Genomic DNA, 14499 nt, shown 5'->3' with positions numbered 1-14499 from the left:
TCATGAGAAATTCAGTTTTCAAAAGGAATTGTCCGATGTATAATAAAAGCAGTGGAAGAAGGTGATATTTTTGAATACAACGGAGCAGACACATCAACAGGATTTAGAACGTCTGAAATCACTCCGATATATGGATGATGATTTTATGTCCGTCTGTCTTGCAGATAATTTTGAAGGTGTAGAATTGATACTACAAATTGTTTTAGGGCAGGAGGATATAAAAGTTAAATCGGTCAGGACACAAGAACCATTGAAGAATTTGCAAGGACGTTCGGCTGTTTTAGATGTTCATGCGATTGACAGTACCGATAAGGAATTTGATGTTGAAATTCAAAGGTCAGAAGCAGGAGCAGGCGCAAAAAGGGCAAGGCATAACAGAAAATGATGTGATGAAAGGAAATCAGCCGATATATCCGGTAGAACGATATGTTACTATCGGGGAAAACAAGGTATTGTTTGGCGATGGTTCGCATATCATATATGTTAATGGGAAATATAGGGGCAACGATGAGATTGGAAAGCTGATGTACGATTTTTCATGCACTAATCCCGATGATATGATTTATGAAACGCTTGCTAAAAAAGCACGATATTTTAAGCAAGACGAGAAAGGAGTTGCGGCTATGTGTAAAATTATGGAAGATATGAGGAATGAAGCTGAGTTTAATAAAGCAAAAAGAATGGCTATTCGTATGATTAAAGCAGGAAAAATGTCATTGGAAGATATAGCCGATTATACAGAATTATCTCTTGATACAATAAAAGAATTAGCAAGCCAATCAATTCAGTTGGCATAATTAATCATATCAATCAAAAGCAAATATAGTAACAGCGATAGAGTAACGCCCTGTTTGCAAAATAAGATTGATAAGACGACCTACTTAGTCGAGGTACATTTCTCTGCTACCAGTACCCAAAGCGTAGAGGACAAGCTAAAGCGTGTCATTCTCCACGATTTAGAGCATAGAAAACAGGGCAGACCAAGAAAAAGTGATGAAAAATGATGAATATATCCTTGACAAGTAGTAACAGGGGCAGCAGTTTAAAACATTGCTGCCCCTTGATCTTTCGGCATTTTATATAAAATTAGCTCCGGACAGACTGGAATCGTAAAAGCTGCTTCAAAAGGACTCTGTGATCGGACCGGGAAAAGGCTTTCTGCTGTCAAAATTATTCCGGCCAGTCCTGAATCAGCGCCGCGATTTCGTCCAGGTCAATCTGCAGCCGACCGTCAAAAATGGCAAGGGGTGCGGCATCTTTCAGAGGGTAGATGCAGGGCATATTATCATGGATAAAATCATAGGTGAGGAGCCGCTTCTTCTCCAGGTCGAGAATCCAGTATTCTCTGACGCCGGCATCACTGTATTTCTGCAGCTTTTTGGTGCAGTCCTTTCTTCTGGTGGTCTGGGAGAGGATTTCCAGGATAAAATCGGGAGCCCCCATGACGCCCCAGCGCCTGATTTTACTTTTATCACACAGGATGATGAGATCCGGCTGTACCATGGTTCTGTCGTCGCAGTCCAGCCGGACGTCGATGGGAGAGAGCAGCGGGATGCAGTCGCCGCCGTTCCGGTGGATAAAGGATTTTATGGCAAAAAGCATTTCCCCTGTAATCCGCTGATGGACAAAATCCGGCGCCTCCAGAACATGAATCCTGCCGTCGATGAGCTCCACCCGCTGGTCCTTCGGCCAGGCATAGTAATCCGCAACCGTATATTCCCCCTGGCGTTTCCGGCTTATATCATAGGCAGCGGCTTTCTCCCGGACACAATCAGGTCTGGCTCCCTGAGAATCATGATCATGGTGATAAGTCACAGGGACATGCATGTCTTCTGGCAGAGAATGCACATTTCCCTTTGATTGTTCTTCCACAGGACTCTTTATAAGGGGGTATTGTTCCGCGTCGTTCTGTTTCGCATGGTTTATTTCTTCCGACATTATTCTGTTCTCCTTTCGTAATTTTACATGGGATTGTCAGCAGACAGACTGAAAAAAGTGATGACTGACCGGGAATCACTCCGGCCAGTCCTGAATGAACCCGGCGATTTCGTCCAAATCAATGTTCAGCCGACCGTCAAAAATGGCTAATTGCACAGTGCCGGTCAGGGGATAGATGCCGGGCAGGTTATCGTGTATGAAATCATAGGTGAGGAGCCGCTTCTTCTCCGGGTCGAGAATCCAGTATTCTCTGACGCCGGCATCGCTGTATTTCTGCAGTTTTTTGGTACAGTCCTTTCTCCTGGTGGTCTGGGAGAGGATTTCCAGGACAAAATCGGGAGCCCCCATGACGCCCCAGCGCTTGACTTTGCTTTTATCACACAGGATGATGAGATCCGGCTGCACCATGGTTCTGTCGTCGCAGTCCAGCTGGACGTTGATGGGAGAGAGCAGCGGGATGCAGTCGCCGCCGTTTTGCTCAATATAGGCATCCAGCCGTGAAAGAATTTTGCCTGCAATCCTCTGATGTACGAAGCCCGGCGCCTCCAGCACATAAATCCTGCCGTCGATGAGCTCCACCCGCTGGTCCTTTGGCCAGGCATAGTAGTCTTCCACAGTATATTTCCCCTGTTGCTTCTCATAGTCTGCATTATAGACAAAGGCCTTCTCCCGGACACAATCCCGTTCAGTTTCCTGTGAATCCCGATCATAGCAATAAGTCACAGGGAGATGAATATTCTCTGTCAGGAGAGTTGTGTTTTCCGGTGACTGTCCCGGGCTCAATACCTTTTCGATGGCCTGTCTGGTGGCATAACGGGGATGGGCGGTCTCTCCGGTAAAAATTTTCTGCAATGTTCCCAGCGGAACTCCACTGTATTGGGACAACTGGGTCATGGTATATCCCTTTTCCTGTTTCAACCGTTTCATTTCCTCTAATGTCATATCGGGCTCCTTTCGGTGCACTTTACGGGTGTTTCTACCATATTAACATAAGAATATATAAAAAACAACCGTTTTTCACTCGATTTTCAACCGTTTAAATGTTTTTTTGGGTTATTTTTCATCAGTTTCGTGAGGATATTTTAGACATCTTTTGTTTACATGTAATAAACATTTTACGCAGAAGAAAATGATCTGAAAATAAAGAAACTAAAATAAAGATAAAATCGCCGGTCCTCCTGTTGACGACTTCTAAATACGGTGGTATAGTTCGGATAAAAGTTCAAATATGAAATATCTAAATTTGAAATATACAGAAGGAGGTATCCATGCTAAAAAGAGTCAACATTGAATTTGCTCATAATTTTTATCAGGCCTACAGCATTCGCTGTAAACCCATCTGTCGGGAACTGGGAATGCCCCAGACAGCTTTCGATATATTGATGTTCCTGGCCAATAATCCGGACTACAATACGGCTAAGGACATCGTGGAGCTGCGGGGGCTGAAGGCCAATCTGGTGTCTGTCAATGTGGAGCGCCTGGTGCGGGACGGGTATCTGGACAGAAGAGATTTTCCCGGGGACAGACGCAAGACTTTTCTGATTTGTACAGAGAAGGCGGGACCTGTCATCGAGCGGGGAAGGGAGCTGCAGAAGAGTTTTTTTGAAGATATTTTCCAGGATGTGGATGAAGCGTCCCGGGAGAATTTTCACCGTGTGATGGGAATGATGGAACACAATCTGAATCAAATTCTGAAAGGAAGCGAATGATATGGAATGGTTTTTAATTCTTATAGTTACTTTTTTTGCCGGTATGGGAGCAGGTCTGGGTACCGGCTTTGCCGGAATGAGCGCTGCGGCGGTAATCAGTCCCATGCTGATTACTTTTTTGGACATGGACCCCTATATGGCGGTGGGAATTGCATTGTCTTCGGATGTGCTGGCCAGTGCGGTATCTGCGTATACTTACGGGAAAAATAAGAATCTGGATATCAAAAACGGACTGATTATGATGGCCAGCGTCCTGACATTCACCGTGGTGGGCAGCTATGTGGCAAGTCTTGTATCGCCGAATATCATGGGGACTTTTTCTGTATTCATGACTTTTCTGCTGGGCATTAAATTTATTGTCAGACCTGTTATGACTACAAAAGAATCCATGGGAGATATGTCTGTGAAGAAGCGTGCCCTGCAGTCTGTGATATGTGGTGTGATGATTGGTTTTATCTGTGGTTTTGTAGGTGCAGGCGGCGGTATGATGATGCTTTTGATTCTCACAACTGTCCTGGGTTATGAGTTGAAGACAGCTGTGGGGACAAGTGTGTTTATCATGACATTTACCGCTCTTACAGGGGCTGTTTCCCACTTTGCCATTGGCAGTCTGCCGGACTGGAGAGTGTGGGGGCTGTGTGTCCTGTTCACCTTCCTGTGGGCACGGGTTGCCGCTGTTTTCGCCAATAAGGCCGAGCCGAAGACATTGAACCGGGCAACCGGAATCATTCTGGTGGTATTGGGCATAGTAATTATGCTGTTTACAGTTCTGAAGTGACAGTAAACAGCTGCAAAAGATAAATGATACGAAAGGAGTTTCTCATGAAAGAAGTAAAATCACCCAGAAAACCTTTGATCTATTATTATGGAATTGCCATGCTGATTATCTTTCTCTTCAATATGTTTGTCTCTCCGCTGCTTATGAAGGGACAGATTAAAGAAGTGGACTATGGTACCTTTATGAAAATGACGGAGGAAAAAGATATCGGCAGAGTCCAGATGGACAGTTCTGAAATCATGTTCACGGACAAGGAGAACGCCCAGATTTATACTACAGGCATCATGTATGACCCTGCCCTGACGCAACGGCTTTATGATGCCGGAGCTACCTTCGCCAAAGATATCGAGCGCCCCACCTCTCCATTGCTCAGTATCTTCCTGTCCGCAGTGCTGCCCATGCTGATTTTCATCCTTCTGGGGCAGTACCTGAGCAGGAAGCTGACAGAGAAGGCCGGCGGTCCCAATGCCATGATGTTCGGTATGGGCAAAAGCAGTGCAAAGGTCTATGTTCAGTCCACGGAAGGCATTCATTTCGATGATGTAGCCGGGGAGGACGAGGCTAAGGAAAGTCTGGCGGAAATTGTGGATTATCTGCACAATCCCCAGAAGTATACAGATGTGGGTGCGTCCATGCCCAAGGGACTTCTGCTGGTGGGCCCTCCCGGCACCGGCAAGACCATGCTGGCCAAAGCAGTGGCCGGGGAGGCAAATGTGCCTTTCTTCTCCATGTCCGGTTCGGAATTCGTGGAGATGTTCGTGGGCATGGGTGCCTCCAAGGTCCGCGACCTGTTCAGGCAGGCCAAGGAGAAAGCGCCCTGTATCGTTTTTATCGACGAAATCGACGCCATCGGCAAGAAGCGGGAGGGACAGATCGGTGGCAACGACGAGCGGGAACAGACGTTAAATCAGCTGCTCACGGAGATGGACGGCTTCGAAGGCAACAATGGTGTCATCATCCTGGCGGCTACCAACCGTCCGGAATCCCTGGATCCTGCCCTCACCAGGCCCGGGCGCTTCGACAGGAGAGTACCTGTGGAACTTCCTGATCTGGCAGGACGGGAGGCTATCCTGAAAGTACATGCCAGGAAAATCAGGCTGGCCGACGATGTGGATTTCCATACCATAGCCCGTATGGCCTCCGGTACTTCCGGGGCGGAGCTGGCCAACATTGTCAATGAAGCAGCCCTTCGGGCTGTGCGGAGTAACCGCACCGTGGTGTGCCAGGCAGACCTGGAGGAAAGCATAGAAGTGGTCATTGCCGGATATCAGAAAAAGAATGCCATCCTGTCTGACGGGGATAAAAGAAAAGTGGCTTACCACGAAATAGGACATGCCCTGGTGGCGGCCATGCAAAGTCACTCTGCCCCGGTACAGAAGATTACTATCATTCCCCGGACATCTGGTGCTTTGGGATATACCATGCAAGTGGAACAAAACGACAAGGTTCTCATGACCAAACAGGAAATTGAAAATAAGATTGCTACCTTCACCGGCGGACGTGCCGCAGAGGAAATTATTTTCGGTGAAATTACCACGGGAGCCTCCAATGATATCGAACAGGCCACAAAGCTTGCCAGAGCCATGATTACCCGGTATGGCATGAGTGAGAAATTCGACATGGTGGCAATGGAAACTGTCACCAATCAATATCTGGGCGGGGACACCTCTCTGGTCTGCTCTGCGGACACCCAGAAGGATATTGACAGACAGGTGGTGGAGCTGGTGAAACGACAGCATGAAAAGGCAAAGGAGATTCTGAAGGATAACCGCGGGAAACTGGACGAACTGGCAGTGTTCCTCTACGAGAAAGAGACAATTACCGGAGAGGAGTTCATGGAGATTCTTGGGAGAAAATGAAATGGAAAAGGACAAAGAATTTTTTAGATCCGCCAAAAGAAGACGGCATGGGAATCCGAGAGTGGACAGATTGCCACGTTGATATGGGTATTCAGAGAAAGGATGGTACATGGAAATGAAGAAATATTCCGGATTTGTATGGATGGAGCTGGCGGTGGGGGCATTGCTGATTTTGCTTGGCATATTCACCTTTCTGCGCCCCGGCAGCCTGCTCACAGGGATTGTGGTGATTTATGGTCTGATAGCGCTGATTACAGGTGTGGATGACATTCTGACCTATATCAGACTGGAAAAATATACTGGCTTTGCACCTTTGATATCTCTGATTTCCGGTATCTTAAGTGTAATGTGCGGCTGTATGCTTTTGCTCTATCCCAACGCCGGAAAGTGGATATTGTCGTTGCTGTTCCCCATCTGGTTCATAGCCCACTGCATTTCCAGACTGGCCCATGTGTACATAATTCGTATGGCAGGACAAAAGTTTTTCTATTATTTTGCTCTTATTATCAATATCGTGGGACTGGTTCTGGGGATTCTGATGTTCTTCAATCCCATGCTGACTTTTATGACCATGAGATTTATGGGATATGTGGTGGCGGTTTACCTGATATTGCTGGGGATTGACAGTATCATGGCGGCATTGGACAGGAAAGATTTCAGATAGCCGGCAGATTCTCAGGTCCATTTTTACACAGGGGGATTCTTCCTCTTTTTTCACATTCCGATTTCCATTAAAATGAAGAGGATATTCTTTTTTACTACAAGGAGGAAGCCTTATGACAGAGACGACAGCAGTCGGCATGGGGAACGGGAATGAAGGAAGGATGTACGGATATATCCGTGTCTCAACAAAGGAGCAAAATGAAGACCGCCAGAGAATTGCCATGAAGGAATGTGGAATTTTGGATGGAAATGTGTATTCGGACCGGCAATCGGGAAAGAACTTTGATCGACCAGGCTACCAGGCGGTGGTCAGCAGGCTTCAAAAGGGGGATACGCTGGTCATTAAAAGCCTGGACAGGCTGGGGCGTAACTTTGATGAAATTCTGGAACAATGGCGTTTTATCACTGTGGAAAAGCAGGTTGGAATTATCATTCTCGACATTCCGCTTCTGGGGGATCTGAATAAGGATCTGATGGGGCGTGTGGTTGCGCAGCTGATGCTGACTCTTATGTCGTATATGGCGGAGACAGAGCGTATCAATATCCGACAGCGCCAGGCGGAAGGAATACAGGCGGCCAGGCAGAGGGGAGTAAAGTTCGGCCGCAGGCCCAAGGAAGTGGCACCGGAGTTCGAGGAGATCTATGGATTGTGGACGGCCGGGAGCTGTTCGGCCCGTGCCGCCGGCAGAAAGCTGGGAATCAGCAGCCATACCTTTATGAAGTGGGTGGAGGCAAGGAAGACGGATCAGGATATTTGCAGTATCTGAGAGCCTTATATCAGCGGAATCACTGTTTCTTTGGAGCAGTGATTCCTGTGTTATGCCCGGGGTTTTGATATGGGATTTTACTGAAAAATTGCAATAATCTAAGAGAAATGATATAGTAATAAGTGATATACAGTGCCGTTTGTAGCATTTTCCAAAAGGGAGTTTTTAAAGCAGAAGAACAGGAGAGTCTGTGTAATGAAGAAAAAGTATACATTGAAGGTATTTCCTGCCGGAGCGGGAAGAGAGATTTACCGGGTAATTGAACTGTCTGGTGAGCATTCACTGGACGATTTGTGCGGAGCAATTCTGTCAGCGTTTGATTTTATAGATGAACATTTGTATGAATTCTGTATGGACAATAAAATGTATAGCGATTGGAACTATCAGTCGGACCCGGAAGATGGTGAACCTTCAACAAGAGTAAAGCTGGATAAAATAGGTCTGGTAATGAAACAGAAATTTTCTCTCCATTATGATTTCGGAGATGACTGGATGTTCACGATTATAGTTCAGAAAATAACAGAGACATCAGAAAGGATTGCTCCGACTGTGATTAAAGAAAAAGGTTCAATAGAACAGTATTCTGAATGGGATGAAGAGGAAGAGGATTATGAAGAACAGAAAGAATAAACAGCTTTCGGATGTTCTCAGAAGGCTTCTGTGAAAAGTTTTTCGTACACAGGTGCAAAAGTTTGATATCTGAGCAGAAAACGATTTTTCCATACATTAACATAACAGGCTGTGCAGAAAGGTATACTTTTCTGCACAGCATTCTTTTTTCTGAATATCGTTCAAAAATAATTTCAAAAGAAAAACAGCAGTCAACTTTTTGTGCAAAAGCGACAAAAATAAGCTTTCGCAAGCTAGGCTTTACTATAACATACATCATATCCATTTGCAAGAGTCTTTATGAAAAAAAGTATACAATTTTTTACACCTGCGTTCAGGAAAAGCCTGATTTTGCAGGCTTTGTAGCGATCGGAATCAAGTGCGGGGACCTGGCTGAACCGGCGGGAAAGGTAAAATGGAGGTGGCTGCCATGTGGTGCGCGGTGCATGTGAAGGATGGACACGAGGCAAGGACAGAAGCCTTTGTATCCGGCCTGCTTTCGAAAGATGTAAATGCGAGATGCTTTCATCTGACCCGAAGCCGCAGAAAAAAGTACGGCGGACAGTGGAGGACAGTGCGGGAAGCGCTGCTGCCGGGATATGTGATCATAGATACGGACCGGCCGGAAGAGGTGGGGCGGGAATTAAAGAGAACGTCCGGACCTGAGCTTCTTTTTGATACAGAGGCTTTTGTCACTACCGTGAAAGCAGAGGAATCAGAATTCCTGGAACTTCTTATAGACGAGGCAGGAGAAATCGGGCTGTCAGAAGTCAGAGTGGAAGAGGACGGCAGAATTTGCTGTCTCTCCGGACCCCTCAGGAAGGTGAGCCATCTGGTAAGAAAAATGGACCTTCACAAAAGGATTGCGGAAGTGGAGGCCGAGTTCATGGGAGAACGGCAGGTGCTGTACCTGGGGATTGAGATAGCAGGTCAGACAGCCGGGCAGGGGCAGGAAAGTGTGGCACAGTTGCAGTAACTTTGGGTAGACAGCAGCAATAAAAAGGGAAACAGAATGCGGCATGCTTTGGAAAAGGGCAGGAGGTGTGAAAGGCTGTGAAGGGTGAGCTCTATGGATATGTGAGGGCATCTGTGGATAGCCAGGATACCGAGAGACAGATACTCAGTCTGTGGGATTACGGGGTGATGCCGGAAAATGTGTTCGTGGAGCAGTCAAATAGTGGGTCTGCGAAGACACAGACAGCAGACGCTTTCACAGAAGACCGGCGGGACTGCGAAACTGTAAAGCGGCAGGTAGTTGTATCAGAGACGGCGGAAGCGGGGATTGTTTCTGCAGAAGGACAGACATGCGGGATGGGTGCTGTGAGCGAATATCCATCAACAGCTTCTGAAGCGGATGGAGTCAGGGAGATATCCGGAGAGAAACAGAATGACAAAGGAGCAGAAACGGCTTACCAGGCAATGCTGAAGGTGTTAAAGGAAAATGATACCCTGGTCATAACAAGCCTTGATGTGCTGGGAAATGACTGCTATGAGCTGATGGACCGCTGGCGTTATATCACGATTGGGAAGAAGGCAGGCATCATAGTGCTGGAGCTGCCATTATCAAATACAGGAATAGAGGAAGAGGAACTGGGGAAAGTGGTGGCCCGGATTACACTGGGCGTGATGCAGCATTTTGACCAGTCGAGACAGTATAAAAGACGCAGGCAGGCGGAAGGGATAGCCAGGGCGAGACAGAAGGGAATCCCGCTGGGGAGGAAGCCGAAGGAGATTCCCCGGGAATTCGAAAGTATCCGGCTGCGATGGGACAGAGGAGAGCTTTCCGCCAGAAGCGCAGCCGATATCCTGGGGGTGGATGCGGGGACCTTCCGGAAGTGGGTGAAGGCAGGAGCGGGACAGGCTGGGAATCAGAAATATGCAGAGACAGGAATAGGAAAGCATGGAGATGGATAAGAGCAGAAATGCGTGAAAGCAGCACAATTGAAAGCAGGAATAAATAGAGACAGGAAGGAAAGCCGGAAACGGTAAAAACCGAAGGAAATGCAAATGGAAATCTATGAAAATAAAAGCGGATAAATTCCGGAAATGGGAAAAACAGGTGAGACCGGAAGCCGGTAAGGTACAGGTCCGAAAAGAGGTGACAGGCGGCAGATGTGGTATGTAATGCAGGTCTATACAGGTATGGAGACGGATATCTGTGAAAAATGCCGTGAGAGAATACTGGAGGAAGGGGAGGACATTTTTATCCCCCTTGTGGAGCGAATGACAAAAGTCCGTGGAGAGCGGACGCTGGTGATGTCCAGGCTCTTTCCGGGCTACCTTTTTGTAGAGACGGATCGAATTGAAGATTTTCAAATGCGCCTGAAAGAGATTCCTGCCATGACCAGAGTGTTGAAAAGCGGCGAGAAAATGTCGCCTATTCACCCGGAGGAAGAAGAGAGGCTCCGGCGGTTGTGCGGGGACGCGCATATTGCCAGATATTCGGAAGGCTATATCGAAGGGGACACCCTGATTGTCACAGAAGGGGCTCTGAAGGATTTCAATGGAAAAGTGAAAAAGATACTTCGTCACAAGAGGCTGGTGGTGATGGAGATTCCGCTGCTGGGGCGGACCGTGGAAGTGACGCTGGGCCTGGGGGTAGTGTCCAGGCAGGGGACGGAGGAGATTCAGGAGATCCGTGCGGCGGAGGCATAAGGCGAGGAGAGGGTCCTGCATTTGCAGGCAGGAGCTGACCGGTAAAAGCTTTGGGAAATAGAAGAATCCCATATGAGCGTGGAAACGTAAAGAGTGGGCGTTTCATAAAGGATATTTCATAAGAGATATATCATAAAAGACATTTGATAAAAAAGGAAATGTAATACAGGAAATTGTCGAATGCATCTGACGCGTCAGGCGCTGTGCAGGAGGGCAACGGACAGACTGGCTTTGACACAGCCGGGGCATGGAATCATGCGTCGGAGTGGCGAAGCCATGTCTTTTTTATTATACGCAGGCCCGCAATGGGAAGTCGCTGATACAGTTGTGGGCCGCGATTATTTGATTTAAGAAACAGAATTTGCTTGACGGGATGTAATATGAGGGAAGAAATGTCTGGTGCTGAGAATTTGAACATGACAGCAAAGCGGGTTATTCCATTTAGCCCGCCTGATATCACTGATTTAGAGATAAATGAAGTAATAGAGGCTATGAAGTCCGGATGGCTTACCACCGGACCGAGAACCAAAGAATTGGAGAAGAGACTGGCTGAGTACTGTCATACTTCAAAGGTTGTATGCCTGAATTCTGCAACGGCAGCTGAGGAATTGAACTTTCGAATCTGCGGAATCGGTGAGGGGGATGAAGTAATTGTACCGGCTTATACCTATACTGCAACGGCATCAGCAGCCATTCACTGCGGGGCAAAGGTGATATTTGTGGATAGCCGGAAGGATTCCACAGAGATGGATTATGACAGGGTTGCTGAGGCAATCACAGGTAAGACTAAGGCTATTGTCGCCGTGGATCTTGGCGGTATTATAGCTGATTATGACAAACTGTATAAGATTGCAGAAGCAAAGAAGGACAGCTTTGTGCCTGGCGGGAATACCGACTTAGGCAGAAGAATCCAGACCGCGAAAGGCCGCATTCTGATTTTCTCAGATGCGGCCCATGCTCTTGGCGCTGAAAAAGATGGAAAGATGGCAGGAGAATTTGCTGATTTCACAGATTTCTCTTTCCATGCTGTGAAGAACTTTACTACTGCGGAAGGCGGGGCATCGACCTGGAAAGACATTCCGGGAATTGAGAATGAAGAAATCTATCATTCTTACCAGCTGTACAGTCTTCACGGACAAAGCAAAGATGCTCTGGCGAAAACACAGATTGGCGGGTGGGAGTATGATATTATTGGTCCCTGGTATAAGTGTAATATGACAGATATCATGGCGGCTATGGGCCTGCGTCAGCTGGACCGCTATCCGGAGCTTCTGAAGAGAAGGAAGGAGATCATCGGAAAGTACGATGCAATGTGCGATGAACTGGGGGTAAAGCATCTGATTCATTACACAGAAAACAGCACGTCTTCCGGACATCTGTATCTGGCAAGGATTCCGGGGGCGAGTGATGAGCTCCGGAGGGAGATTATTATCAGGCTGGCTGAGTGTGGAGTGAATACAAATGTGCATTATAAGCCTCTGCCTATGATGACGGCTTACAGGGAAATGGGATGGGATATCAGGGATTTTCCGAATGCCTATGACTATTATGCGAATCTGATTACGTTGCCGCTTCATACGAGATTGTCTGATGAAGACGTGAACTATGTTTGCAGGGTATTTCGAAGGGTAATAAAGGAAATGAGGATATAAAAAATGTATAGGAAATACATTAAACGTTTAATCGGACTGTTATTTTCTATAGTCGGTCTACCGATATTTGCTGTTATTTTCTTGATAGTTGCGCCAATTATAGTGCTCGAGGATAAGGGGCCTGTGTTTTATAATGCGCCCAGACTTGGACGTAACGGGGAAATATATAAAATGTTTAAATTTCGTTCTATGAAGGTAAATGCACCGGATCTTCGAAATGAGGACGGCAGCACATATAATGGCGACAGCGATCCCCGTGTGACAAAGGTTGGAAAAATATTGCGGAAAACATCACTTGATGAGATTCCACAACTATTGAATATATTAAAAGGTGATATGGCTTTAATAGGGCCCAGACCAGATTTGCCTGATGCATTATCTGTTTATCAACCAGGCGAGGAAAAAAAGCTGTCAGTTCTTCCGGGAATAACAGGGTATAGTCAGGCCTATCATAGAAATTTAATTGATTTGCATGATCGTTTCAGGGAAGATGTCTACTATGCCGAACACCTTACTTTTGGTATGGATGTAAAGATTTTTTTTAAGACGATTCAAACAGTTCTTCTCCGTAAAGGTGTTTATCGAGATGAAACTGGTAAGAAGATAGTGGAGAAGAAGCAGAACTGAACAAAATAGAAACATCTCTGGTGAGTTGGAGAAATACAAAAATCATATGAGATTATCCATGTGTTCGAAAAAGCGAGCATAGAAAAGAAAGGATTTCTGATGAATATAATAATAGATAAATTTAACAGTGAAATTTTTAATCTGAAGATGGGGAATGTAGATTATTCGAAGGATAAAAAGTTGACATTTGAAGTCATGGATGGAATTCAAAAGGAAGCAGTAAATGAGAAGTTTCAACATTTAACAATAAAAATCCCTTCTAATGACAAAGAAAGCTTTAACATAGCATTACAAAGTGGGTTCATTTTTGTGGACACTCTGATAGAGTATTACTTTGATTTTAATCGTGCAGAGCTTCCTTCCATTGATCACAAATGTATGTTAAGGGATGCCTGTCAGAAAGATTTGGAAATACTGAAGCATATTGCAAAAGTCTCATTCTCTGCAGACAGGTTCCATTCAGATAAAAATTTAGATAATTCATTATGCGATAAATATTATGAACATTGGATAGAGAATTCATTTTATGGATTTGCTGATAAAGTTATAGTGGCTGAGTATCAGGGACAGCCGGTTGGATTTACTACAGGAAAGGTTCATCAGGGGAACCCGGTTGGGCGACTCGTATTATCAGCAGTATCTGATTCCTGCAGAGGACTGGGGATTTATACAAGTATGATTCATGAAGGCGTATCATGGCTGTTAGAAAAATATGGGACTTTGAATGGTGTAATGGTTGGAACGCAAATAGAGACTCTTGCCGTACAAAAGGCATGGGTAAGATTGGGATTTAATGTATTTGATAGCTTTTATACAGTACAGAAGTATTTGGAGAAATAGATATGGATTATAAAATAGGAAAAAAAGAAACATTTTCCAAGACAATATCAGAAAGCGATATATATTTGTTTGCTGGAATTACAGGGGACATGAATCCTGTCCATATAAATAAAGAACCATATAACAATATTTTTGGTGAAAGGATTGCACATGGCATTTTGGTGGCAGGATTTATTTCGAATGTCATCGGAATGAAGCTTCCTGGCCCAGGAACTATATACTTGGAGCAAAACTGTAAATTTTTGCAGCCCGTGAAGATTGGCGATACGATTACGGCTGTAGTAGAAATCCTTGAAATTCTTAACGAACAAAAAAATATAATTAAATTGCGCACCGATGTGACGAATCAGGTGAGTGAACTGGTAATTACCGGGTGGGCTGTGGTAAAAGCACCTTAAGAGC

At 45.8% G+C, this 14499-nt stretch carries 17 protein-coding genes and 1 pseudogene; 16 read left to right on the top strand and 2 right to left on the bottom strand.

Going from position 1 to position 14499, the window contains the following annotated elements:
* Nucleotides 1–64: 64 nt before the first annotated feature.
* Nucleotides 65–797 (top strand): annotated as a pseudogene (locus NSB25_RS06810) (hypothetical protein).
* Nucleotides 798–851: 54 nt separating this feature from the next.
* Complete coding sequence (locus NSB25_RS29640) at nucleotides 852–1004, top strand: transposon-encoded TnpW family protein (RefSeq protein ID WP_242982320.1); 153 nt, start codon at nucleotides 852–854, stop codon at nucleotides 1002–1004.
* 166 nt (nucleotides 1005–1170) lie between these two features.
* Here NSB25_RS29640 and NSB25_RS06800 read toward each other — a convergent pair whose 3' ends face one another.
* Together NSB25_RS06800 and NSB25_RS06795 are read right to left on the bottom strand one after the other, a co-directional pair.
* On the bottom strand, nucleotides 1171–1938 hold the full coding sequence (locus tag NSB25_RS06800) for a Uma2 family endonuclease (protein ID WP_103238521.1): 768 nt from the start codon (nucleotides 1936–1938) through the stop codon (nucleotides 1171–1173).
* 75 nt (nucleotides 1939–2013) lie between these two features.
* Entirely contained in the window at nucleotides 2014–2880 is an 867-nt protein-coding gene (locus NSB25_RS06795) for a Uma2 family endonuclease (RefSeq protein WP_103238522.1), read from the bottom strand.
* 326 nt (nucleotides 2881–3206) lie between these two features.
* Between NSB25_RS06795 and NSB25_RS06790 the strand changes: the two genes are divergently transcribed.
* The 14 genes from NSB25_RS06790 (at nucleotide 3207) to NSB25_RS06725 (ending at nucleotide 14495) form a co-directional block, all read left to right on the top strand.
* A complete protein-coding gene (locus NSB25_RS06790) occupies nucleotides 3207–3647 on the top strand; it encodes a MarR family winged helix-turn-helix transcriptional regulator (protein WP_103238523.1) in 441 nt (146 codons plus the stop codon).
* Between the two features lies 1 nt (nucleotide 3648).
* Nucleotides 3649–4425 carry a sulfite exporter TauE/SafE family protein gene (locus NSB25_RS06785; protein WP_103238524.1) on the top strand — a complete coding sequence of 259 codons (777 nt, stop codon included), beginning with the start codon at nucleotides 3649–3651 and terminating at the stop codon, nucleotides 4423–4425.
* A gap of 44 nt (nucleotides 4426–4469) precedes the next feature.
* Nucleotides 4470–6284, top strand: a complete 1815-nt coding sequence (gene ftsH, locus NSB25_RS06780) for an ATP-dependent zinc metalloprotease FtsH (protein WP_103238525.1) — start codon at nucleotides 4470–4472, stop codon at nucleotides 6282–6284.
* Nucleotides 6285–6393: 109 nt separating this feature from the next.
* Nucleotides 6394–6948, top strand: a complete 555-nt coding sequence (locus NSB25_RS06775) for an HdeD family acid-resistance protein (protein WP_242982321.1) — start codon at nucleotides 6394–6396, stop codon at nucleotides 6946–6948.
* 112 nt (nucleotides 6949–7060) lie between these two features.
* A complete protein-coding gene (locus tag NSB25_RS06770) occupies nucleotides 7061–7714 on the top strand; it encodes a recombinase family protein (RefSeq protein WP_242982322.1) in 654 nt (217 codons plus the stop codon).
* Between the two features lie 195 nt (nucleotides 7715–7909).
* On the top strand, nucleotides 7910–8344 hold the full coding sequence (locus NSB25_RS06765; RefSeq protein WP_103238526.1) for a plasmid pRiA4b ORF-3 family protein: 435 nt from the start codon (nucleotides 7910–7912) through the stop codon (nucleotides 8342–8344).
* 62 nt (nucleotides 8345–8406) lie between these two features.
* A complete protein-coding gene (locus NSB25_RS06760; RefSeq protein ID WP_146039984.1) occupies nucleotides 8407–8775 on the top strand; it encodes a hypothetical protein in 369 nt (122 codons plus the stop codon).
* Nucleotides 8754–9299, top strand: a complete 546-nt coding sequence (locus NSB25_RS06755) for a hypothetical protein (protein ID WP_103238528.1) — start codon at nucleotides 8754–8756, stop codon at nucleotides 9297–9299. The genes NSB25_RS06760 and NSB25_RS06755 overlap by 22 nt, the downstream gene beginning before the upstream one ends.
* Before the next feature lie 77 nt (nucleotides 9300–9376).
* The gene (locus NSB25_RS06750) at nucleotides 9377–10237 is read left to right on the top strand and encodes a recombinase family protein (RefSeq protein ID WP_103238529.1); all 861 of its coding nucleotides are present in this window, start codon (nucleotides 9377–9379) and stop codon (nucleotides 10235–10237) included.
* 198 nt (nucleotides 10238–10435) lie between these two features.
* Complete coding sequence (gene loaP, locus NSB25_RS06745) at nucleotides 10436–10978, top strand: antiterminator LoaP (protein ID WP_103238530.1); 543 nt, start codon at nucleotides 10436–10438, stop codon at nucleotides 10976–10978.
* 392 nt (nucleotides 10979–11370) lie between these two features.
* Nucleotides 11371–12630, top strand: coding sequence for a DegT/DnrJ/EryC1/StrS family aminotransferase (locus NSB25_RS06740; RefSeq protein ID WP_257479236.1), 1260 nt, complete (start codon nucleotides 11371–11373; stop codon nucleotides 12628–12630).
* 3 nt (nucleotides 12631–12633) lie between these two features.
* Nucleotides 12634–13257, top strand: coding sequence for a sugar transferase (locus NSB25_RS06735; RefSeq protein WP_103238531.1), 624 nt, complete (start codon nucleotides 12634–12636; stop codon nucleotides 13255–13257).
* 60 nt (nucleotides 13258–13317) lie between these two features.
* A complete protein-coding gene (locus NSB25_RS06730) occupies nucleotides 13318–14097 on the top strand; it encodes a GNAT family N-acetyltransferase (protein ID WP_146039985.1) in 780 nt (259 codons plus the stop codon).
* A gap of 2 nt (nucleotides 14098–14099) precedes the next feature.
* Complete coding sequence (locus NSB25_RS06725; RefSeq protein ID WP_103238533.1) at nucleotides 14100–14495, top strand: MaoC family dehydratase; 396 nt, start codon at nucleotides 14100–14102, stop codon at nucleotides 14493–14495.
* The last annotated feature ends 4 nt before the right edge of the window (nucleotides 14496–14499 follow it).

It is taken from the genome of Acetatifactor muris (genome assembly GCF_024623325.1).
Taxonomy (GTDB): Bacteria; Bacillota; Clostridia; order Lachnospirales; family Lachnospiraceae; genus Acetatifactor; species Acetatifactor muris.
This window is presented reverse-complemented; position numbering and strand designations above follow the sequence as displayed.